Genomic DNA, 21,301 nt, shown 5'->3' with positions numbered 1-21,301 from the left:
ACGGCCACTGCCGAGGACGGCGAAACGCCGGTCCTCGTCGTCTGGCATCCGCGGCTCCGACGGCATTTCACCGGCACCGATGCTTGGAGGTGCGCCGTGCGCGTATCCATCCACGCGCCGAAGCCCTGCCCGGCTGACGTCGACAGAAAGGAGATTCAGCCATGAATGCCTTGTCGCCGTCGATCTCCTCATGCACGTGCACCATTATCCCGAGAGCGCCATCGCCTACGCACTCGACGGCATCCTTACGCCAGGCATGCGCAAGCACGCTGGCATCGATTCGGCGCGGGGCGTCGCTGGCGACGACGTCGCTTCATCCATCGCCGCGGTGTCCCTCCCGGACGACAACACTCCCGACGAGTCCGCCTCCTCTATGGCCCGTGAGGACGGAGCGATGATTGAGCGTCAAGACCAACGCCTCCTACTCGCGCGCATGAAAGCCGCGCAAGCCGAGACGCAGCGCCGTCTCGGCCTCATCGAGCGCCAGATCGCGTCACGGGCCGAACGGCTGACGATCACCGACCGGACGAAGCGAAGGCAGCGCGGCCGTAACGCATCGAGCTGGACGAATGCGGATGAGCGGCTGTTTCAGCAGCATGTCGCGGAGCTCGCCTTGGCTCGTCGCGGCGAGATCGACGCTCTCACGCGCAAGCTCGATCGGCAGGAGACGGCGATCGCCCAGTTTCGGACGCGTCATCGCGTTTCCGCTGCGTGGCGGTGAGAGGCGAAGGGCCCACCAATTGGAGCGCGAGTGTCAATCGGCGGTCTTTCTAGATTCTCGAGACCGGCTTTCCAGCGACGCTCGATATCGAGGTTTATGCTCTGACACAGATCGTCGGCATCGTCCCAGTCCTTGGTCTCGAGCGAGAGCTTGATCTCGGCGGGAAGCCCGAGAACTCGGTACTTCGAGGGAACGCGGCGACGAAACCACCAGACCTTGCTGCGCGGATTCTTCCAAGGCGCTTGCGCGGGTCCGTGGCGGAGAGAGTGTCAGTCAATCCCCATTGAAAGATAATGCATTTTCGATCTTCTTAGACCAAAACCCACCGTTTGAGCTACCGCCGGAAATGGAATTCCGCCTTCGACGAAAGTCTGTCCCGTCCAATGGACCGTCATCGACAACGCTGCCATCAGGCGACTAGCGCAAAAGGTGCGTCACTCGATCGGAGTACTCTCCGCAACGTCCGTCGCCGTTGCCAACAACGTTGGCGCTATACAAGGTTGAAGAGTCCATCACTTAGGCCGGCTTTGCGAAGTCCGTTGAGAAAATGATCCCGGTCGATGGGATCTCTATACCTATCGGCGCGCATCCGAGCGAGTTCGAGCGTGTTTAGGGGCAGAGCTTCACCATTCTCAGTCAATTCCAGATATCTCTCTCGAACGAATGCGTCCGCTTCGAAACTTGCTTCTCTCGGTCGATTTGTTTGCGCGTAGCACGCCGCAAGGAGCGCGCGCGACCAGCGGTCGCTCGATCGCGCTTCCCTGAGAACTTTGATCGCCTGTTCGTATTCGCGAGCCGAATAAAGAGCCAGCGCGTGGTACCAATGGTAGATATTGGGTGGAAATGGGTTTAGCCGTTTGGCCGATTTGATCCATGTAAGCGCTTCCTGCCAGTGCCCCCAGTAGATTAGAATATTTGCAAAAGCGGCGGCGATCAGCGTCGTTCGGATTGAGCGCCAGAGCGCGTTTGAAATGAGTCTCGGCCTCTTGATCACGGTTTTGCAGGAAAAGAAGCTGTGCGAAGACGCTGTGCGACCAGGCGTCGTGCTCATCCAGATCGAGCGCGATCTCGATCTCGCTACGAGCCTCATCCAGCGAGGGCGCGGCGGGTGATTCCAGAAACGCGGCGCAGACTACCGTCCAGGCAATATTGGCGTGAGCGCGAGCATAGGCTGGATCGAGCCCTATGGCCTTCTGGAAGTAGCCTCGCGCCTCCTCCATGCTCCTGACGGTCAATTGACGCCATTTCTCGTTCCCCAATAGGACGAGATCGTAGGCCGTGATGTTCGAGGTCTGCTTGCCTCTCGCGATCTCGCGGCCCGCGTCCTCAAGCCGGCCGGGCAGCGCCGAAACGATCTTGCCTACGATTTCGTCCTGGATGGCGAATATGTCTTCGATCTCGCGGTCGTAGCGCTCGGTCCAAAGGGTGAAGCCGCTCGCAGCATCCAGAAGCTTGACGGTCACCCGCACCCGCTTCCCAATCCTGCGCGCGCTCCCTTCCGCTACATATCGCACGCCGAGTTGGCGGCCGACCTCTCTGATGTCGGACGACCTGGCCCGGTAAGCGAAGCTGGAATGGCGGGCCACGACGAGGAGGGACCGGAAACGCGATAATTCCGTAATGATGTCTTCTGTGATCCCGTCGGAAAAGTAGTCCTGCGCGGGATCGCCGCTCAAATTCAAGAATGGCAGCACGGCGATCGATGGTTTGTCGGAGGTCGCGGACAGGAGCCATGTTTGCCGGCTAGCATCGGACAAGTTGGTGGCCGGCGGGCCGACATAGCGGTAACCGCGACGCGGCAGCGTCTCGATCCAGGTACTGCCCCCTTCGACGGCTGCAAACGCCCGGCGCAGAGCCGCTATCTGCACGGTCAGATTGCTTTCCTCGATCGCCAGCCCCGGCCAGGCCGCCTCCATCAATGCGTCCTTGGCAACCGGCTTACCCGCCTTTTCCAGAAGCAGCCGAAGTAGCGCGACCGCTCGCCCTCCGAGAGCAACCGGCTCGGCCCCGCGAAACAGCGTGTCAGCGTCTGCCTCAAGACGAAATGGACCAAACGCGTAGATCGTCGCCATTGCCTAGAGACACCATTTTTAGCGAAATTTGCAACTTTTTCCGATCGGATTCAGGAAACGATTTGGCGCTCCGTGAGATGATGGCATGGGCATTGGTGGCGCGGAGCAAATCGGATGGAGCGGCGGCAGACACATGACGACTTGATGGGCAAATCGCACTCCGAACCTCGGTCCACCCCACAGCTACGGCTCAAGGGCAATGTGGTCATCGAGGGGAACGCCGGCTACGACGAGGCGCGCAAGGTCTGGAATGGCGCTATCGATAAAAAGCCGGCCATGATCGCCTACTGCGCGGATGCCCAGGATGTGGTTGAGGCCGTGACGTTCGCGAGATCCCGCGCGTTCCCGGTGGCCGTTCGCAGCGGAGGCCATAATGTCGCTGGCCTGTCGGTCTGTGACGGCGGCATGGTCATCGACCTGTCGCGGATGAAACGCATCGACGTCGATCCGGTCCGTCGGACCGCGCGCGCGGAGGCAGGCCTCGATCTGGGCGAATTCGACAGGGCGACACAAGAGCACGGCCTGGCGACCACCATGGGCGTCAACAGCGATACCGGCATCGCGAGACTCACGCTCGGCGGCGGCTTCGGCAAGCTCGGACGCAAATACGGACTGACCTGCGACAACCTGATTGCCGCCGACGTGGTGACAGCCGAGGGAAAGATCCTACGGGCTAGTGCGACCGAACACCCCGACCTGTTCTGGGGCTTAAGAGGCGGCGGCGGCAATTTTGGCATCGTGACTGCGTTCGAATACCAGCTGCATGCGATCGGCAGGTCACTGCTCGTCGCGTCAGCGCTTCATCCTTACGATCAGGCGCACGAGGCCATGCGGTTCTATGATGAATTCGCCCGAAGCGCTGCCGACGAGATAAACGTCGATGCAGCCCTCGTAAGGCTGCCGTCGGGCGATCGGTTCTTCAGCATCTCCGGTTGCTATGTTGGTTCGCATCATGACGGTGAGCGCGCCCTTTCACCGATCGCCAAATTCGGCTCGCCCGTTGAGACGCGCCTCGCAACTGTCCCTTATGTTGAGATTCAGTCGAGCGGCGATGCCCTGTTTCCGCGAGGACGTCGCTATTACTGGAAGGCGCAGTTCCTGCGCGAGATCAGTGCTGGTGCGATCGACGCGCTGCTCGACGCCTATGCGATACCCCCCAACACCTCGTCTTTGCTGGTTTTCCAGCACGTCGGCGGCACAATTGCACGGGTTCCGGTATCGGACTCACCCTACGCAAACCGCGATGCGGCGTTCGACTGCTTTCCGATCGCGATCTGGGACGATCCGGCCGATGACGACGCGAACGTGCGTTGGGCGCGCGAGCTGTGGAGCGCCGTTAGGCCCTATTCGACCGGGGGCGTCTATGCCAACAACCTGGGTGATGAGGGCGAGGACCGGGTGCGTGACGCCTATGGTGAAAATTACGCACGCCTTGTCGCGCTCAAGAACAAATACGATCCGACTAATTTCTTCCGCCTGAACCAGAATATCAAGCCAACGGTATAGTTCACGGCGTCGGGGAAAATCCAAATGCGAAGCCGCTGGACCATTCTTGCTGCCCTGTTCGTCGCTCGTGCCGCCATCGCCTTTCAGTTTCAGAGCGTCGCGGCCGTCGCGCCACAGCTCGGCCAGAGTCTCGATGCGATTCTGGCCGATATCGGTGTTCTTATCGGGCTCTATTTTGCGCCGGGCGCGGTACTTGCGCTGCCCGGCGGCGAGATCGGCCGCCGCTACGGCGACAAGGTGACGGTCCTTGCCGGACTCCTGATGATGCTGGCAGGCGAACTGCTGATGACCGCGTCAACGTCGTGGAGCGTGCAGATCGCTGGCCGGCTGACTGCCGGCATCGGCGGTGTTCTCCTGAACGTTCTGATGACCAAGATGCTCGCGGACTGGTTTGCCGGTCGGGAAATCGCCACTGCGATGGCCATTTTCATCAACTCTTGGCCGGCTGGCATCGCACTCTCTCTCATGCTGCTGCCGGCAATCGGAGCCATGCTCGGGCTCCATGCCGTCAACCTTGCCGTCGCAGGGTTGATCCTGATCGGCCTCTGCCTCATCGCGTTAGTCTATCGCGCGCCAGATGCGTCCGTTGCGGTCGAAGGCGAGCGCAGTAACCTGACCGCCGACACGATCTGCGCCGTGATTGCCGCCGGCTTGATCTGGTGTCTTTACAATATCGGGTTTGCGATGATTTTCAGTTTCGGCCCATCGATGCTCGTTGAACAAGGCTGGTCCAGTGCAGCAGCCGGATCAACCGTCAGTATCGTGCTCTGGCTCGCCGCGCTTTCGGTTCCCTTCGGCGGCTTCCTCGCAGATCGGACCAAGCGCGGCGAGGCCATCCTCGTCACAGGCTGCATCGCCTTCGCCCTCCTGACACTTCTCCTGTCGCGAAGCGGCACGGTGCTTCCCATCGTCGTTGCCCTTGGAATCCTCTGCGGCTTGCCCGCCGGTGCGATCATGAGCCTGCCTGCGCGTGTGCTCGAGCAGAAGACGCGGCCGATCGGAATGGGAGTATTCTACACGGTCTTCTACGCCGGCATGCTGGCTGGACCGGCGGTCGGAGGAAAGCTCTCCACGTCGGTCGGCTCCGCGAGCGCCGCGCTCGACTTCGGCGCCGTCGTGCTCCTGGCTTGCCCTGCCGTCCTGTGGCTCTTCCGCCGTATCGGCCGGTATCGGCCGGCCGTTTCACCGACTTGAACGCGCGGGACGGAAGCCTGTGAGTTAACGCCTCAGCCGACGTTCCATCATTGTCGAGGTGAGCAAGCCGATACTGGGCCGAGGCTGACCGCCATTTCGTCTAGGCGTTGCTGTCGCGCTTTGCGCCGGCCGAGTAGGAGGCTGCCTGGGCGGGGACCTACGCCAACTCGCGGGGTTCGACGGGTCGCAGGGGTGGAGCGGCCCAAACACACTGCTGCTGACGACAGGATGAAAACTCTGATTTCTCCGCCTTACTCGTAAAGCGACCGATTTGCTGCGGAGAGCAAATCCGAATGTGCATCGGAAAAGCGATAGGCAAACTTGCAACGGCCCGCAGGTCGATCGCGCTTTCAACGAAAACGTTGCATCGCGATCATTCAATCACGTTGACCAACGCTACCGTGACGCGGTCGATTGGCCGCGAGGCGTCAACCGCCTTCAGCAAAGGGGGAAGGACTCGAACCCCGACCGTGGTGTTGTTCCCTTTAGCGATCAGCCGCCGGACGACCGCTAGACTCAACGTCTTCCATAGCGGTTTCTACACCGATCCGCGCTCGCAGGCTCGAGTTCTGCTGGCGCGCTTGAAATGGTGACCACTCTGATCGCGCAGATGTCCGATTTGCTCGCCCCGATATTCAAATCTACGACGCGCACGTAGGCGACCTGTACCAGTGGGTCTGTGCGCAGTATCTCGTTGGTGTGAAGGGTGCAGAAACAAAGGCAAAGCGCAGTTAGGACCCGCTGATGAAAGAGAGGTGTGATTTAGTTTGAAAATCAACGGTCGTTCCGACACATGCGTCAATAAACCTTCATTGAACCCGCAGTGGAATTTCGTCTTGTCGGAACAGCTGGATCATGATGGCAGACCGGAGGGGTGGACGGGCCGCAGATTGTGTCAGAAGGAGCCGCGACAGCTCGATCGCGCTAGATCGGCTCTTGCCGCTTTGCACGCCCGCTACCAGCTCTCGCCGAAGGGCCGAATTTCAACGTTAAACGACCATGCGCTGCGATCCTGGATCCTGGTGTACGAGGTGCCAGATCTCGCTGGCGATCGCTTGCGGCTTGATGAAGAAGCCGTCCGGCCGCTCCGGCCACCGCTTTCGCGTCCATTCGAGGTCGATCACGGCATCGATCACGACATAGCCAACGTGGACTCCCTGCGGCCCCAGATCCCGGGCCATGGACTCCGCCAAAATCCGCTGCGCCGCCTTGGTCGGCGCAAAGCCGGCGAAGCCGGCCTTGCCGCGTAGCGCCGAGGTGTTGCCGGTCGCAATGATAGACCCCGCACCGGCTGCGACCATCGCTGGGGTAAATCGCCGGGCCAGGAACAAAAGCCCCATCGTGTTGACCTGAAAATTGCGATTGAGGATCGCCGGGTCAATCTCCCGGAAGGTGCCGAAGGCACCGCCGACGGCGTTGTGGATGACGACGGCGGGATGCCCGAGATCACGCTCCACAGCGGATGCCACCGCATCCACCTGCGCGGGATCCGATACATCACAGCGAAATCCCTTCGCGCCAGGCAATTGCGCTTCGAGCGTCGCAAGACGCTCCTCGTTCCGCGCGAGCAGCGCTACGCTATAGCCGCCCTCTGCAAACTTCCTGGCAAGGGCCGAGCCCGTACCGGGGCCGACACCTGAGATTAGGCAAACTGGCGCGGTCATGCGGGCAGACCTCCTTCGTGCAGCCGGCGGCCTTCACGCCGCAGCCCTGGACAGCAACTTCTCGACATATGGCCCGAGATCAGGACGGAAGTGCTCATGCGCGACGAGCCGGTCAAAATGAGCGAACGCCAGAGGGTACTCACTCCGAACACCGGCGTGCAGGATCTTGTCGAGGCTCAGTCTGTTCAACTGTTCAACCCACGCATGCTCGTTCGCGAACAGCGCAAGTTCGGCGGCAAAGCAGATGTCGGCCAACGTGATCCCGTTCCCCACCAGCGTATCCCGCCGCGGCGACAAGGCCTGTTCGATCCCCGACGCATAGATCGCAAACGCCTCCTTCGCGCGCGCGTGAATGGTCGCATCGACCGTGCCGGCCGACAGCGCAAGGAGATAGATCTGTCCCTCGCAAAGACCAGGCTGACATCGAGAAAGCCGTCTATCCTGGACGCTTCATAGGCGTCCCTTCCGTAGAGCTGGTACGTCGCTTCGCCAAGGCGCGCCACAGCACGCATGATGCTGTTGGATTCGAAGATTCCGACCTTGCCGGCAGGCCCGAAGGCGGCCGGCACGTTGCCGAACGGCTGCGCCGCCAAAAAAGCATCGGTCTTGAAGAGCTGCGCGCCGGTCAGCCCGACCCGCCCCGTTCGTGCGAGAGATGACAGCGACTGGCGTTCCTCCTCGACCAGAGGACGTGCGTCATAATCCCACAGCCAGCCTTTGAGCTCCCTGGCGGGCGCCCCTCTGACCTCGACATCCACACCGCAGAACCGTGCGGCAATGGTTGCCTTCCAGACACGCGGGTTCGGCAGATAGGAGAATATGCGCAAGTCGGCCATCGTGGATTTCTCCTGATGAACTTCGTCCTCACGGCCTAAGCGTCGGAGCAGCCGGATGCTCTACTCCGAGCTTGCGTCGAGAATGTCGCCGAACGGCTCCCAGCGGGAACCGGTCCAGCGCTGAAGCTGAAGCTGCGTCCAGATCATGTTGTTGCTCTCACTGGTATTGATCCTGACGCCGGGCAAGGCGGTCGGCAAAACAAAGTCCTTCAGCGACTTTGCCTGCTTGATGATGTTCTCGCGCGAAAGATCGTCGCCGCATTGCCTGAGGATCTGCTCGAGCACCATGCCTTCCTGGTACCCGGTCAGATAGCTGGTGTTGGTGATGTCGGAGCCAACCAGATATCGCTCGAAGAAGGTGCGATAGGCCTTGACCGCCTCATCGTCAGTCCATTTCTGGTCATTCGGATCCTTGTTCGGGGTCCCGACGATGACTCCGATGGAGTTTTCCAGGCCCGCCGGTCTCAGCGTGCCCGCGACCGAAGACGAAGGGAAGTTGATCAGGATCGTCGCCTTCCACCCGGTCTCGGCTGCGCGACGGATCGCCTGTGCCGCGAATTTCGGCGTCCCGGCCACGAACAGTGCCTGCGCGCCGGAACTCTTGAGTGCGACGACCTGCGAGTCGACCGTCGGCTCCGTGACCTCGTAGCTGGCGGTGACCACACGCTTGTCGAAATCCGCGCCCAGCACCGCCTTGAAGGCGTTGACGTAGTCGCGACCGAGATCATCGTTCTGGTAGAGGATTGCGTATTTCGCCGCGGGCAATGCACGCGTCAGGTATCTTGCGTAGATCTTGCCTTCGGTGTCATAGCTGACGAGGCCTGTGGTCGTCAGCGGATAGTCCTTGACGTTGGTGAATTTGCTCGCGCCGGTGACGATCGCAATCGTCGGCACCTTCTTCGTAGCGAGATATTTGGCCACCGCCGAGTTGCCCGCCGTGCCGAGCTGGCTGAACATGAAGGCGACCTCGTCGCTCTCCACCAGCCTTCGCGCGTGCTCGAAGGCCTTGGGCGGGCTGTAGGCATCGTCCATCATGACGTAGTCGATCTTGCGGCCGTTGATGCCGCCGCGATCGTTGATCGATTGCACGTAGGCCTGCACGCCCTGTCCGACCTGACCGATCGAGGACGCCGGTCCGCTCAGGGGAAATATGCCGCCGATCTTGATCTTCGTCGGTGTGACACCCGACGCATCGCCTGCCCAGCAAGGAGTAGAAATCGCAATCACAAGTGCGCAGGCGAGTCGCGTGCTCCAGGACATCGCAGATTCCCTCCACTATTGATTTACGCACGTGGTGCTTGCCGCAAGGCGTGACAGACATTCAGCGGCCGCGTCAGGCCGCCAGCTTGAGTATCTTGACGATGTCGCCGGGCTCACGGATCGGCTGCGGATTGGCCCGCGTGAAGATCGACAACATTGCGTTCTTGCCAATGAGCTCGAAACGGTCCTCGGCTACGCCGACGTCGGCGAGCCGCCGCGGCAGATCGAGCTCCGCGATGAAGGCTGCAAAGGCTTCGCCCGCATCGCGACCGGGCGCGCCGAGTGCGGCGGCGACCGATCTCTGCGCCGTTTGCGTGGCCGGCAGATTGTACCGCAGCACGCTCGGCATCATCACCGCCGTACAGAAATAATGCGGAACATCGCAGGTCCCGCCGAGGACATGGCCGATGGCATGGCTGGCGCCCATCGGAACGCGCGACTGCAAGCCGAAGGCTGACATCCAGGACCCCAACTGACAGCTCAGCCGCGCCGCCTCGTCGTTTGGATTGTCCTTGGTGCGCCGAAGCCCGTCGTACAGATAGCGCAATCCCTGCTGGCATACGGCATCGACGAGCACATTGGGACGGCTGGAGCAGATCGCCTCAATGCCATGGTCCATCGCGCGTGTGCCGGAACCCAGCCAGAGCTTCTCCGGCGTGTATTTGGTAATCGCGGGATCGAGGATGATGCTTCGCGGCATCATCATCGGATGATTGAATATCTGCTTCAGCTTGCGGCTAGTGTCGGTGACCAGCGCACCCGAATTGTATTCGCCGCCGGAGAGCGTGCTCGGGATCGCGATCATCCGCACATTCGGGGTTCGGAATGGCCCGAAGCGGCGGTCCGGCGTGGTCTCGAACCCATCGAGCCCCATCGGCCCAAAAATCTCGTGCTCCATGCACATCAGCACGATCTTTGCCGCATCGACCACGGAGCCGCCGCCGATAGCGACGACCAGGTCGGCCTGGGCATCCTTGGCCTGCCGGGCAATCTGCGTCACCACGTCCCGGGTCGTATGCTGCGGCACGCCGTCAAAGGTCGCGGCATGGCGTTCACCGAGCGCCGTCCGGATATTCTCGATTTCGTCGGTCGTGGTGTTGAGCGTGCGGCTCGCGATCAGATAGACGCGCTTGGCGCCCAGCCGTTCGGCCTCCTCCCGCAGCGCCTCGGCCGCCGGCTTGCCGTAGATCACGGATTCCATGGTGGGATATTGATGGCTACCAACGACGGGCATGCTCTTCCTCCCTGGTTTACTTCTCTCCGCACCGCCGCGGCGTCAGCATCCCGACGCCGCCAGCTATCCCCGGTCTTGGCGTGCTCTTCGCCGCTCGTCAGGCGACCGCGCGCGCCCGCTGCGTCTCGATCTCGCCGTCGAGAAAGCCGGTCAACCGCTGGCGGATGATCGCTTCGGCCTCCGCCATGATGCGATCGATCAGCTCCTTGACCGTCGGAATGTCATGGATCAGCCCGACCACCATGCCGCAGCTCCACGCACCCGCATCCATCTGGCCATCGACCATCACCTTGGGATAGACGCCAGCCACCTGGTCGAGGATGTCGTCGATCTTCAGGCTTGCGCCCTTCTCACGCTCGATCTCGAGCAGCTCGTTGACGCCCTTGTTCTTCAGCACCCGCTCGGTGTTGCGTAGCGCACGCATGACAAGCACGGTGTCGAGCTCGGTCGCCTTGACCAGCGCCCGCTTCACATTGTCATGGACCGGGGCTTCCTTGGTGGCGACGAAGCGGGTACCCATGTTCATGCCAGAGGCGCCCATCGCGAGCGCCCCGACGAGGCTTCGTCCATCCGCCATGCCGCCGGAAGCCACGAAGGGGATCTTCAGCTCATCCGCCGCCCGCGGCAGCAGGATCATGTTCGGGATGTCGTCCTCACCGGGATGGCCGCCGCACTCGAAACCGTCCACGCTGACGGCGTCGCAACCGATCTTCTCGGCTTTGAGCGAATGCCGTACCGAGGTGCATTTGTGGATCACCTTGATGCCGGCCGCCTTGAGCGCCGGCATGTACGCCTCCGGGCTGCGACCCGCGGTCTCGACTGCCTTGATCCCGCCCTCGCGAATGGCTGCGATGTATTCCGGATAGGGCGGCGCCGACAGCGTCGGCAGGAAGGTCAGGTTCACGCCGAACGGCTTGTCCGTCATGTCGCGGCAGCGCGCGATCTCCTTGGCGAGGAGCTCCGGCGTTTTCTGCGTCAGGCCGGTGATGATGCCGAGGCCGCCGGCATTGGACACCGCCGCCGCCATCTCGGCGAAGCCAACATAATGCATGCCGCCCTGGATGATCGGATGCTGGATGCCGAACAGTTCAGTGATTGCTGTTTTCACGCCAAAACTCCGTTTCCGATCAGTGGACGATTTCAAACAGGCCCGCGGCACCCATGCCGCCGCCGATGCACATGGTCACCACGCCGTATTTCGCCTTGCGCCGCCGGCCCTCGATCAGGAGGTGGCCGGTCAGCCGCGAACCCGTCATGCCATAGGGATGGCCGATCGCGATCGAGCCACCGTTGACGTTGAGCTTGTTGGGATCGATGCCGAGCTTGTCGCGGCAATAGATCACCTGCACCGCATAGGCTTCGTTGAGCTCCCAGAGATCGATGTCGTCGATCTTGAGATTGTGGCGCTTGAGGAGCCTCGGGATCGCCGCGACCGGGCCGACGCCCATCTCGTCGGGCTCGACGCCAGCGGCGACGAAGTCGCGGAAGATGCCCAGCGGCTTCAAACCCTTCTGTGCCGCGATCTTGTCGCTCATGATCACGCAGGCCGAAGCGCCATCCGAAAGCTGGCTGGCGTTGCCGGCGCTGATGGTTTTGCCTTCGAACACCGGCTTGACTTTGGCGAGGCCGTCCGCCGTGGTCTCCGGCCGCGGACCTTCATCCCGGCTCAGTGTCACCTGCTGATAGCTGACCTGCTTGGTGTCCTTGTCGACCACGGCCATCCTGGTCGTGATCGGTACGATCTCGTCGTTGAAGCGGCCGCCCTGCAGCGCGGCGCCGACCCGGCGCTGGCACTCCAGGCTGTACTCGTCCTGCTTGTCGCGCCCGATCTTGTAACGCTCGGCGACCACTTCGGCAGTCTCCAGCATCGACATATACATCTCCGGCTTCATCGCCATCAACTCATCGTCGACGGCGTGGAAGCGGTTCATGTGGTCGTTCTGCACCAGGCTGATCGACTCGATGCCGCCACCGATCGCGATCTCGACGCCGTCGAGCATTACCGAGCGGGCGGCCACCGCGATTGCCTGCAGGCCGGACGCACACTGCCGGTCGATCGTCGTGCCGGCAACGGTCACCGGAAGCCCGGCGCGGATCGCGCCCTTGCGCGCAACGTTCATCACCATGGTCCCCTGCTGCATCGCGCAGCCCATCACCACGTCTTCGACCTCGCCGGGCGCGATGCCGGCGCGCTTCACCGCCTCGGCCATGACATGGCCGGCGAGCGTCGGTCCGTCAGTGTTGTTGAGCGCGCCGCGATAGGCCTTGCCGACGCCGGTGCGTGCGGTGGAGACGATGACTGCTTCGGGTGACGACATGCTTGCCTCTCTGTCTCAGGCGGCCGCGTCGAGCTGCGCGTAACGCAACACGTGGTAGGCGGGATCGCCGAACTGGATATTGATGGAAGAGATCCGCTTGAAGTAATGACCGACATTGAGCTCGTCGGTCATGCCCATGCCGCCGTGCAACTGCACGGCCTGATCGGCCACGAATTTTGCGGCATAGCCGATCTTGGACTTGGCGCCCGAGGCGAGCCGCGAGACGCCGGCCTCATCCTCGCCAAGGCTGAGGCTGAGATGCTGCATCAGGGACAGCGCCTCCTGATGCGCGATGAACATGTCGACCATCCGGTGTTGCAGGACCTGGAAGCTGCCGATCGTGACGCCGAACTGCTTTCGCGTCTTGGAATACTCCAGCGTCGCCGCGTTCAGCTCACCGATCGCACCGACCGCCTCGGCACAGAGCGCGCCGATCGCGCGGTCGCGGCAGGCCTCCAGCGCGGCAACGCCCTCGCCCTCCTTGCCCAACAACTCCCCGCGCACGCCCCGAAGGCTAACCTCGGCTGCCTGGCGGCCATCGATGGTCCTAAAACTCTGCAGATCGAGGTTCGCGGCGCGGCGATCGACCACGAACAGGCTGACGCCGCCGCGATCATGACGATGGCCCGAGGTCCGGGCGGAGACGATGAGATAATCCGCCCAGGGTGCGGCCAGCACCGCGGTCTTCTCGCCGGTGAGAACATAGTCGTTGCCGTCCCGGCGCGCCGTCGTGGTCACGGTGGCGAGATCGAAGCGCGAGCCCTTCTCGGTCCAGGCCAGTGCCCAGAGCTTCGCTCCCGCAATAATGTCGGCGATGTAGGCCTGCTTCTGCCTGTCGGAACCCGCCTGCTCGATCAAGCCACCGGCCACTACGACCGTCTCGACAAAAGGCTCGACGACGAGATGGCGGCCGAACTCCTGCATGATGATCATGGTCGACAACGGTCCGCCCCCGAGCCCGCCGACATCTTCCGAGAACGGCGCGGCGAGCAGGCCGAGCTCGGCGAATTCCGCCCATTGCTTGCGGCCAATGTCGTCCTCGCTCGCGACGATCTTGCGGCGCGCATCGAAATCATACTTGTCGCGCAACAGGCGCTGGACGCTGGACCGCAACAATTCCTGCTCTTCCGTGAACTGGATATCCATCCGATCCTCTTGTGGCGCTATTGCTAGAGACCGAGCACTGCTTTGGCGATGATGTTGCGCTGGATCTCGTTCGATCCGCCGTAGATGGAGAGCTTGCGCGCGTTGAGATATTTCTCCGCCGCGGTGTGGCCGTAGTCCGGACCCGGCATGAAATGGTTGGCGCTGACCGGATGCTCGCGGATCGCCAGGCCGTAATTGCCGATCGCGCGATGAGTCAATTCGGTGATGTTCTGGAAGATCTCGGTGCCGCGGATCTTGAACAGCGAAGCCGCCGGCCCGGGATCGATGCCGCGCGCCATCTGGGCCACGACGCGTAGCTCGGTCGCTTCCAGCGCCAGCACGTCGAGCTCGACGCGGGCGATGTCCCTGATGAATTCCAGATGCGCCGGATCGTCCTCCGGAATCTCGGCCTTCACGATCTCCTTCAACCGCTCGATGTAGCGCGTCGAGCGGCCGATCCCGGCCATGCTGGTGCGCTCATTGCCGAGCAGGAATTTTGCGTAGGTCCAGCCCTTGTTTTCCCCGCCGATCAGGTTTTCGACGGGAACGCGGACGTTCTCCAGGAAGACGTCGTTGACCTCGTGCGAGCCGTCGATGGTGATGATCGGACGCACGGTGACGCCCGGCGACTTCATGTCGATCAGGAGGAACGAAATGCCGGATTGCGGCTTGGCCGTCGGATCGGTGCGGACCAGGCAGAAGATCCAGTCGGCGTGCTGGGCCAGCGTGGTCCAGGTCTTGTGGCCGTTCACGATGTAGTGGTCGCCGTCGCGCACCGCCTTGGTGCGGACGGTGGCGAGATCCGAGCCCGAGCCCGGCCCGGAATAGCCCTGGCACCACCAGTCTTCGCCCGACAGGATGCGCCGGCAGGAACTTCTTTTTCTGCCCCTCATTGCCGAAGGTGTAGATCACCGGGCCGACCATGGTGACGCTGAACGCCAGGGGCGGCATCGTGCCGGCACGGCTGGTCTCCTGCTCGAACAGGAAACGGCGGGTGATCGACCAACCAGGCCCGCCGTGCTCCTTGGGCCAGAGTGGCGCGATCCAACCCTTCTTGTGCAGGATGCGATGCCATAGCAGCATCTGCTCCTTGGAAAGGTCGGTCTCCGGATTGGGGACGCGCATCGCGGCCGGATAATTGTCCTTGATGAAGGCGCGGACTTCGTCGCGAAACGCCGCGTCTTCAGGGGATAGCGCGAGCTCCATCGGATGCGCTCCCTACCACTTCTCGCCGAAGGGACGGATCTCGAGCTCGAACGTCCAGGCGCTCTTGGGCTGCTGGTAGAGCTGCCAATAGGACGCGGCCACCGACGCGGGCGGCATCAACAGGTCCGGATTGTCGAGCGCATCGGGGCCGAGCGCTTCGAGCCGGCGCTGCCGCACCCATTCGGTATCGACGCCGGAATCGATGATGAGGTGCGCGACATGGATGTTCTTCGGTCCGAGTTCGCGCGCCATCGCCTGCGCGACGGCCCGCAGGCCGAACTTGGCGCTGGCGAAGGCGGCATAGCCGGAACCGCCGCGCAAGGACGCAGTCGCGCCGGTGAAGAAGATGTTGCCGCCTCCGCGCGGCAGCATCAGCCGCGCTGCCTCGCGCCCGGCAAGGAAGCCGGAGTAGCAGGCCATTTCCCAGACCTTGCGAAACACCCGCTCGGTGGTCTCGAGGATCGGGAAGTTGACGTTGGCGCCGATGTTGAAGATGCAGACCTCGAGCGGCGCTTGCTTGTCGGCGTCATTGAGGAAGGAGATGATCTCCTCCTCCTTGCGCGCATCGAGCGAGCGGGCGTGGATCTCGCCGCCGGCGGCCTCGATGTCCGCAACCAGGGGCGCGAGCTTGTCGCCGTTGCGCCGACCAGCAAAGACCGTGAAGCCTTCCGAGGCGAACTTCTTGGCAATCTCGCCGCCGATGAAGTCGCCGGCGCCGATCACCGCAACCGTCCTGTTTCTCTTCTGCAAGGGACTTCTCCAGCCTTGTGAGTTATTGAGGCGATCTCGCCCGCTTCAGTTGCGCAGCGATTCCGCCAGTTTGTGCTTCAGGAGCTTGCCAGTCGAAGTGGCCGGCAGCGCGTCCATGAGGATGATCTCTGACGGCCGCTTGTAGGAGGTGAGCTCCGGCGCGACATGCGCCATCACGTCCTGCGCAGTGGCCGACGAGCCTTTGAGAAGCTGGACGAAGGCCACGATCTCTTCATTGCCCACGACCGGCCGCCCGACCACGGCGCATTGCACCACGTCGGGATGGGTGCTGAGCACCGCCTCGATCTCTGCCGGATAGACGTTGAAGCCAGAACGGATGATCATCTCCTTGGTGCGGCCAACGATGAACATCGCATCGCCCTCGAAGCGCGCGAGGTCGCCCGTGTTGAACCACCCGTCCGGGTCGATCGCTTTCGCCGTGAGGTCGGGCGCGCGGTAATAGCCGCGCATGACGTTCGGTCCGCGGACATGCAGCTCGCCGATCTCGCCGTTCGTCACGATAGCGCCGTCCCGCGCCACGATCCTGGCTTCGATACCCGGCACGAGGGTGCCGACAGAATTGTCGCTGCGCGGCGCCGCGGGCCGCACACCGGAAATGCCGGGCGAGCATTCGGTGATGCCAAAGGCGTTGCCGAGCGGAAGACCGAGCTCGTTCTCGACCCTCGCCTTGAGTTCGAGGTCGAGCGGGGCGCCGGCGACGCTCATCAGACGCAGCGCACCGCGCTCCAGCCTCTGTAAGCCCGCCATCTGCATGTATTCCAGCAGCCGCTGGTAGGTGGCGGGCACGCCGTTCAGAAGCGTGATGCCTTCCTCGGCCAGCGCCTTGGCCAGTGCAGCGGGATTGTATTTGGTAACCAGCCGGGTCACGCCGCCGACCATCAGCGTCATCGTCAGCAGCGAGATGCCGACAATATGCGAGATCGGCAATACGCAATATTGCACGTCGTCCGCCGTCATGTTGCGCAAGGTCGCCGTGGTCCTGGCCGAGAACAGCAGGTTCCGGTGCGTGAGCATGACGCCCTTCGGCGTTCCGGTCGTACCGGACGTGTAGATGAGGACCGCCACTTGCCGCGCGCCGTCGGCCTCGACCGGCTCGGCCTGCGTCTCCCGGTTCAGGGCAGAAACGCCGATGTCGCGGAGCGGCCCGACGTCCTGCACCCGAGCGTCGTAACGCATCGCGTGCGCGGCCGCCTCTTCGGAAATCTCGGCCGTGAATAACATGCGCCGGGCGCCGCTGTGATCCCTGATCTGATCGAGCTCACGCGGCGACAGCCGCGGATTGGCGACGATCGCCCAGGCATCGAGGCGGCTTGCAGCGAACAGGAGGCAGGCGAGCGCGATCGAGTTCTCGCTGACGATCATCATGCGATCGCCAGCGCGGATACCGAGCGCGCGGAGCGCGTCCGCCGTGGCACCAACCGCCCGGTCGAGTTCGCGATAGGTCAGAGTGGCATTGTCTTCGATCAGAGCCGTTCGGTCAGGTGTGGCGTCAACATAGTGGTCCACCACCTCATGGATGCGATGCGGCAATGCGTTCGTTATTTCGGCCGCAGCCTGCTGCCAGTTCGACAATGACACCTCCCGTTGAAAGGCCCTTTGCGGGCTCGGTTCGTTCTGGATGCCTCCCGCGCGGTCAGGCGCTCTTGCGCTGCTGCGCGGTCGATTGCGCGAGGATTTCATCCTCGACATCGCGCAGACTGTCCTTGCCGAAGTAAATCTCGCTGCCGACGAAGAACGTCGGAGAGCCGAACGTACCGCGCGCCACGGCAGTGCTTGCATTCTCGATCAGCTTCTTCTTGACGTCGTCCTGCTGGGCGCGGGCGGTGATGCGGTCGATGTCCAACCCGGATGACAGGAACGCTTCGCGGAAGACCTGCGGATCGTCCATCTTCTTTGGCTCGACCCACATGTGGTGATACGCAGCGCGGAAATAGGGCTCGAACAGGCCCTCGAAATCGGCCGCAACGACGCCGCGCATTAGCATCAGCGTGTTGACCGGGAAGAACGGGTTCGACTTGAACGTCGTGATGTTGTGACGCCGCAGGAAGCGCTCGGTCTCGAGCGCATTGTATTCCGGCTTGTTCTTGATCCCGCGCAGCGACTCCGCGGGCGACATGTTGCCGGTCGCCTTGTAGACGCCGCCGAGCAGCACCGGCACGTAGTCGAACTTGACTCCCGTTCGCTGCTCGATGGCGGGCAGTGCAAGCTCGGCGAGGTAGGCGTTGGGACTGCCGAAATCGAAGTGAAACTCGACCTTGAGCGGAGCTGCCATGGAACGCCCTTCCCTTCGATGGCGGTGGTCGTTCGCCACCTGATTGACCGTTGCGCGACTCCTAAAGTTCTATTTTAGAACTGTCAATATGATAATCATCATTCAACATCGAAAATCTCGCGGAAAATGCCGCATCCTATTGAAATGCAGCGAGTTCTGATTTAAAATTTACTCTCGTAGATGCCGCAGATTCGTCGGAGACGTTGATGAAATGGGATGCTCTCGAAGAGGAGCCATGCTCGCTGGCCCGCACCGTGGCGGTCATCGGCGACCGCTGGAGCCTGCTCATCCTGCGCGAAGGTTTTCTTCGGATTCGCCGATTCGACGAATTTCAGTCGTCGCTTGGCGTCACCCGGCACCTGCTAGCCGACCGGCTGAAGAAACTCGTTCGCTTCGGGGTGCTTCGCAAAATTCCATATCAGGATGCACCCAAGCGCTACGAATACATCCTGACGCAGAAGGGTCTCGACCTCTATCCGATCATCATGTCGATCGTGCACTGGGGCAACATCCACATGGTCGACTCGCGCGGACGGCCGTTGCTGCACGAACACAAGAACTGCCACAAGATGTTCGACCCCGTCATGGTCTGCTCCGAATGCGGTGAGCCGCTGAGCGCAAAAGCCGTCCACGTGCATCCGGGCCCCGGCGCGCGGAAATCCTCACCTGCGCGTGCGAAGGCCGTCGCGCACGAGACGAAATGACAGCCGGCCGAACAAATGCATCAGCGGCCTGATAGATTTCGATGTAGCGGCTGCTCTTCTGCTTGGCGAGACGCACGAATACCAGAACGAGGAGTTCAGGTATCGGTCGGGAGTTCCAACACCAACCGAGGTGCTTGCCAGTGCGACAACGACGGCCCTTGTGGCCGGCGACGCACGTACGTTGGTCGAGTCTCGAGAGGCGGAAAGCCTGCCTGCGTCTCCGACAGGTTCAAATCCCGGACCTGCAACCATCTCAAATTACTCTTCGAGTCAGCGGCTTGAGATCCCTGCGACTTGCGGTATTCAGCTTGGAAGTCTTCGAATTTCCGGAGTGCTTTCAGCACTCATTCGGACGTTTTGCCCGCTTTCCAGGCGATTGAGATCACTACAGAATTTCTCTTTGTCGGAATGCCTTTATCGATCGTCCATCAAACGCTGAGGACACCGCCGCTTTTTCGGAACGGACGGTCATCTATGGAAGGAATCGATCCCACGTTTGATGGCCGGAACGGCGAAGCGATCCCTATTGCACGGACGGGGAAGTATGCCTGGCACGGCTCGTGCGACGAGCAAGCCGACATGGCGGCCGGAGTATAGTCGCCGCCCGCGCTGATCCAGATCAAGGATGCGGCGCTTGCCCAGCAGGGTGAGTGTTCGTGCACGCGCTAGTTGCTCGCCGGGCGAGCCGATGTGTGGCCGAGCCGGATCCGGCAATGGCTCATCAGATATTGGAGCCGTTGAGAGGCAAGACCTAGCGCGGCCATCTCGGCGCCGTCGGCGCCCTCACCGCCTGCATTTCTGGCGAGTTCAGTCTTGAGGATGCCGTCAATTCTCCGTTCAATTTGGTCCAGTTCGGCCTCGCTCTTCGCCATCCTGATTTCGTTGCCAAGCTCGTAAAGCGGCTCCAGCATACTTTCCGGTCCGCTGCCTGAGCGGGCGAAACGCCAGGCTGCCACGAGGATGGAGATCAGAGAGCCGAGCAGCAGCGACCCGTAGTAAAGCTTGTCATCGTATTTGTCGAAGAAGCTCTGCTGGTTGCCATTGTAATAGGTCGCAGCCCCCGGATGGATCGGGATCAACGCGTCCGCATCCGTGCTCGGCGCCGCGGCCTGGGACAATATCGGAAACTGTGACAGCAGATCCCGTTTTGCATCGACCAGCGACTGCGCCAGATCGGTAATGGCGTCGACATTGACTGACTTGTTGGCGACGAGAAAATACGACAAGCGCAGCGACGTCAGGTCATCGGAGGGAACCGGCGGAGCGCCCCGCAAGGTGCCCTTCGGGATGTCATAGCTCTCGTAATACTGCGCGATGTTGGCGACCGCGCCAGCCGACTCGATTTCGATCAGTTTTGGCCCCGACCCTTTAGCGCGTTCCTGGTGAAAGAACTGCCTGACTTTGGCGAGGTATTTCTCCGTTAGCGGAGCAACGGCCAGCAACGCGTGAACTTTTCCTGATGCGAGCGACGCCGCAGCGTCGTTGATGGCAACATTCTGAAAGGTGACCTTGGCGCGGTCGAATTGATACACCTGCTTGAGGGCCTCAACTGTCGGAGCGTTGACGGCGCCGCCGACGACACCAATGGTCGTATCGTGCAAGTCACCGAGGCTGTCGGCGCTGACAGCCGCGGGCGTCACGATCAGGACCACCCCATGGGTCAGGACCAGAACGCTCCGCGCGTCCGCCAGGCCTCTGGTGTCGCCGCGAACGACTGCAAGATTGGCGTTGCCCGCCGCCAACAATTCGGCGGCCTTCGCTGAACTTCCGGCATCGTTGACCTTCAACAGGACATGAGAGTTCGACGCCGACAGGCGCGCTGATATCGCCGAGATCAGCGCCAGCGACTCGCCATCGGCCGACCCGGCAGCCACGGTGAGCACAACAGGCTTTGCGAAGTACCGATACGCGAACCATCCGCTGCCGATCGCCGCGGCCGTGGCTGCTCCGACAATCAATATCCTGAGCCATCGCGGCCACAGATTGATTGCGAGCGTGCTCATGACATCACGATACGAACGCCAGGATCAGGCCGCATACCCCCAAGGAAACATTGATGCCCGCCTGCCCCTCCACCGAGAGCGGCTGCAGTGCAATGGTGCGGTTTGAACCACCAAATAGCCCGTTGGCAACTGTACGCTTCGCAATGGGCAACATCAGCAGGTCTCCTATCATCGAACACTAGACCTAACGAATGGCGCTCTTCTCTCAATCGGCCTTCATCCGAACTCCCAGTTTCGCCCGCTCATCCTTGAATACGACAGCGATGGCTTCGATGATGAATTTGTCAGGATTTGCCTTACAGTACTGGATCACCTCATGCTCCACGACCTTTCCCTTCCTGAGATCCAGGTAGTGCTTCTTGGCCAGACCGTTGTACCAACCGCTGTACCAGGA

At 62.0% G+C, this 21,301-nt stretch carries 18 protein-coding genes and 4 pseudogenes; 4 read left to right on the top strand and 18 right to left on the bottom strand.

What is annotated here, in order from left to right:
• The first annotated feature begins 196 nt into the window (after positions 1 to 196).
• A complete protein-coding gene (locus ABIB95_RS23385; protein WP_354242504.1) occupies positions 197 to 721 on the top strand; it encodes a hypothetical protein in 525 nt (174 codons plus the stop codon).
• Here ABIB95_RS23385 and ABIB95_RS23380 read toward each other — a convergent pair.
• The 3 genes and pseudogenes from ABIB95_RS23380 to ABIB95_RS47390 all read right to left on the bottom strand — a co-directional run.
• Positions 694 to 933: pseudogene (locus tag ABIB95_RS23380) on the bottom strand (DUF6538 domain-containing protein); the annotation flags it as partial. The gene ABIB95_RS23385 and the pseudogene ABIB95_RS23380 overlap by 28 nt on opposite strands.
• Before the next feature lie 278 nt (positions 934 to 1,211).
• Positions 1,212 to 1,772 carry a tetratricopeptide repeat protein gene (locus ABIB95_RS23375; RefSeq protein ID WP_354242737.1) on the bottom strand — a complete coding sequence of 187 codons (561 nt, stop codon included), beginning with the start codon at positions 1,770 to 1,772 and terminating at the stop codon, positions 1,212 to 1,214.
• Between the two features lie 373 nt (positions 1,773 to 2,145).
• Positions 2,146 to 2,793 (bottom strand): annotated as a pseudogene (locus ABIB95_RS47390) (winged helix-turn-helix domain-containing protein); the annotation flags it as partial.
• A 114-nt stretch (positions 2,794 to 2,907) separates the two neighbouring features.
• Here ABIB95_RS47390 and ABIB95_RS23365 point away from each other — a divergent pair.
• Together ABIB95_RS23365 and ABIB95_RS23360 are read left to right on the top strand one after the other, a co-directional pair.
• Positions 2,908 to 4,299 carry an FAD-binding oxidoreductase gene (locus ABIB95_RS23365; protein WP_354242501.1) on the top strand — a complete coding sequence of 464 codons (1,392 nt, stop codon included), beginning with the start codon at positions 2,908 to 2,910 and terminating at the stop codon, positions 4,297 to 4,299.
• Positions 4,300 to 4,323: 24 nt separating this feature from the next.
• On the top strand, positions 4,324 to 5,493 hold the full coding sequence (locus tag ABIB95_RS23360; RefSeq protein WP_354242498.1) for an MFS transporter: 1,170 nt from the start codon (positions 4,324 to 4,326) through the stop codon (positions 5,491 to 5,493).
• 989 nt (positions 5,494 to 6,482) lie between these two features.
• On the opposite strand, the gene ABIB95_RS23355 is transcribed toward ABIB95_RS23360, so the two are convergent.
• The 12 genes and pseudogenes from ABIB95_RS23355 to ABIB95_RS23300 all read right to left on the bottom strand — a co-directional run bounded on the left by ABIB95_RS23355 (position 6,483) and on the right by ABIB95_RS23300 (position 18,200).
• A complete protein-coding gene (locus ABIB95_RS23355) occupies positions 6,483 to 7,157 on the bottom strand; it encodes an SDR family NAD(P)-dependent oxidoreductase (RefSeq protein ID WP_354121957.1) in 675 nt (224 codons plus the stop codon).
• A gap of 33 nt (positions 7,158 to 7,190) precedes the next feature.
• Entirely contained in the window at positions 7,191 to 7,454 is a 264-nt protein-coding gene (locus ABIB95_RS23350) for a hypothetical protein (RefSeq protein ID WP_354121958.1), read from the bottom strand.
• Complete coding sequence (locus tag ABIB95_RS23345; RefSeq protein ID WP_354242755.1) at positions 7,343 to 7,993, bottom strand: thioredoxin domain-containing protein; 651 nt, start codon at positions 7,991 to 7,993, stop codon at positions 7,343 to 7,345. The genes ABIB95_RS23350 and ABIB95_RS23345 overlap by 112 nt, the downstream gene beginning before the upstream one ends.
• A gap of 60 nt (positions 7,994 to 8,053) precedes the next feature.
• Entirely contained in the window at positions 8,054 to 9,253 is a 1,200-nt protein-coding gene (locus ABIB95_RS23340) for an ABC transporter substrate-binding protein (protein ID WP_354242495.1), read from the bottom strand.
• Positions 9,254 to 9,326: 73 nt separating this feature from the next.
• Complete coding sequence (locus ABIB95_RS23335) at positions 9,327 to 10,487, bottom strand: iron-containing alcohol dehydrogenase (RefSeq protein WP_354121960.1); 1,161 nt, start codon at positions 10,485 to 10,487, stop codon at positions 9,327 to 9,329.
• A 97-nt stretch (positions 10,488 to 10,584) separates the two neighbouring features.
• Positions 10,585 to 11,595 (bottom strand): NAD(P)H-dependent flavin oxidoreductase, encoded by a 1,011-nt coding sequence (locus tag ABIB95_RS23330; RefSeq protein WP_354121961.1) that lies wholly within the window; start codon positions 11,593 to 11,595, stop codon positions 10,585 to 10,587.
• A gap of 19 nt (positions 11,596 to 11,614) precedes the next feature.
• On the bottom strand, positions 11,615 to 12,805 hold the full coding sequence (locus ABIB95_RS23325; RefSeq protein WP_354242491.1) for an acetyl-CoA C-acyltransferase: 1,191 nt from the start codon (positions 12,803 to 12,805) through the stop codon (positions 11,615 to 11,617).
• 15 nt (positions 12,806 to 12,820) lie between these two features.
• Positions 12,821 to 13,951 (bottom strand): acyl-CoA dehydrogenase family protein, encoded by a 1,131-nt coding sequence (locus ABIB95_RS23320; protein WP_354121963.1) that lies wholly within the window; start codon positions 13,949 to 13,951, stop codon positions 12,821 to 12,823.
• A 23-nt stretch (positions 13,952 to 13,974) separates the two neighbouring features.
• Positions 13,975 to 15,157, bottom strand: a pseudogene (locus ABIB95_RS23315) (acyl-CoA dehydrogenase family protein).
• Positions 15,158 to 15,169: 12 nt separating this feature from the next.
• Positions 15,170 to 15,907 (bottom strand): SDR family oxidoreductase, encoded by a 738-nt coding sequence (locus ABIB95_RS23310; RefSeq protein ID WP_354121965.1) that lies wholly within the window; start codon positions 15,905 to 15,907, stop codon positions 15,170 to 15,172.
• Between the two features lie 45 nt (positions 15,908 to 15,952).
• Positions 15,953 to 17,500 carry a class I adenylate-forming enzyme family protein gene (locus tag ABIB95_RS23305; protein WP_354121966.1) on the bottom strand — a complete coding sequence of 516 codons (1,548 nt, stop codon included), beginning with the start codon at positions 17,498 to 17,500 and terminating at the stop codon, positions 15,953 to 15,955.
• A gap of 61 nt (positions 17,501 to 17,561) precedes the next feature.
• Positions 17,562 to 18,200 (bottom strand): 2-hydroxychromene-2-carboxylate isomerase, encoded by a 639-nt coding sequence (locus tag ABIB95_RS23300; RefSeq protein ID WP_354242488.1) that lies wholly within the window; start codon positions 18,198 to 18,200, stop codon positions 17,562 to 17,564.
• 206 nt (positions 18,201 to 18,406) lie between these two features.
• Between ABIB95_RS23300 and ABIB95_RS23295 the strand changes: the two genes are divergently transcribed.
• Positions 18,407 to 18,904, top strand: coding sequence for a winged helix-turn-helix transcriptional regulator (locus tag ABIB95_RS23295; RefSeq protein ID WP_354121968.1), 498 nt, complete (start codon positions 18,407 to 18,409; stop codon positions 18,902 to 18,904).
• A 665-nt stretch (positions 18,905 to 19,569) separates the two neighbouring features.
• Here the strand turns inward: ABIB95_RS23295 and ABIB95_RS23290 are convergent.
• The 3 genes and pseudogenes from ABIB95_RS23290 to ABIB95_RS23280 form a co-directional block, all read right to left on the bottom strand.
• Positions 19,570 to 20,907, bottom strand: coding sequence for a TAXI family TRAP transporter solute-binding subunit (locus ABIB95_RS23290; RefSeq protein WP_354242485.1), 1,338 nt, complete (start codon positions 20,905 to 20,907; stop codon positions 19,570 to 19,572).
• A 4-nt stretch (positions 20,908 to 20,911) separates the two neighbouring features.
• The gene (locus ABIB95_RS23285; RefSeq protein WP_502916683.1) at positions 20,912 to 21,061 is read right to left on the bottom strand and encodes a DUF992 domain-containing protein; all 150 of its coding nucleotides are present in this window, start codon (positions 21,059 to 21,061) and stop codon (positions 20,912 to 20,914) included.
• 51 nt (positions 21,062 to 21,112) lie between these two features.
• Positions 21,113 to 21,301 (bottom strand): annotated as a pseudogene (locus ABIB95_RS23280) (HdeA/HdeB family chaperone); the annotation flags it as partial.

This window comes from Bradyrhizobium sp. LA2.1, assembly GCF_040547725.1.
Classification (GTDB): Bacteria; Pseudomonadota; Alphaproteobacteria; order Rhizobiales; family Xanthobacteraceae; genus Bradyrhizobium; species Bradyrhizobium barranii.
Note: the sequence above shows the minus strand (reverse complement) of the source record. Positions and strands in the feature narration are given on the sequence as shown.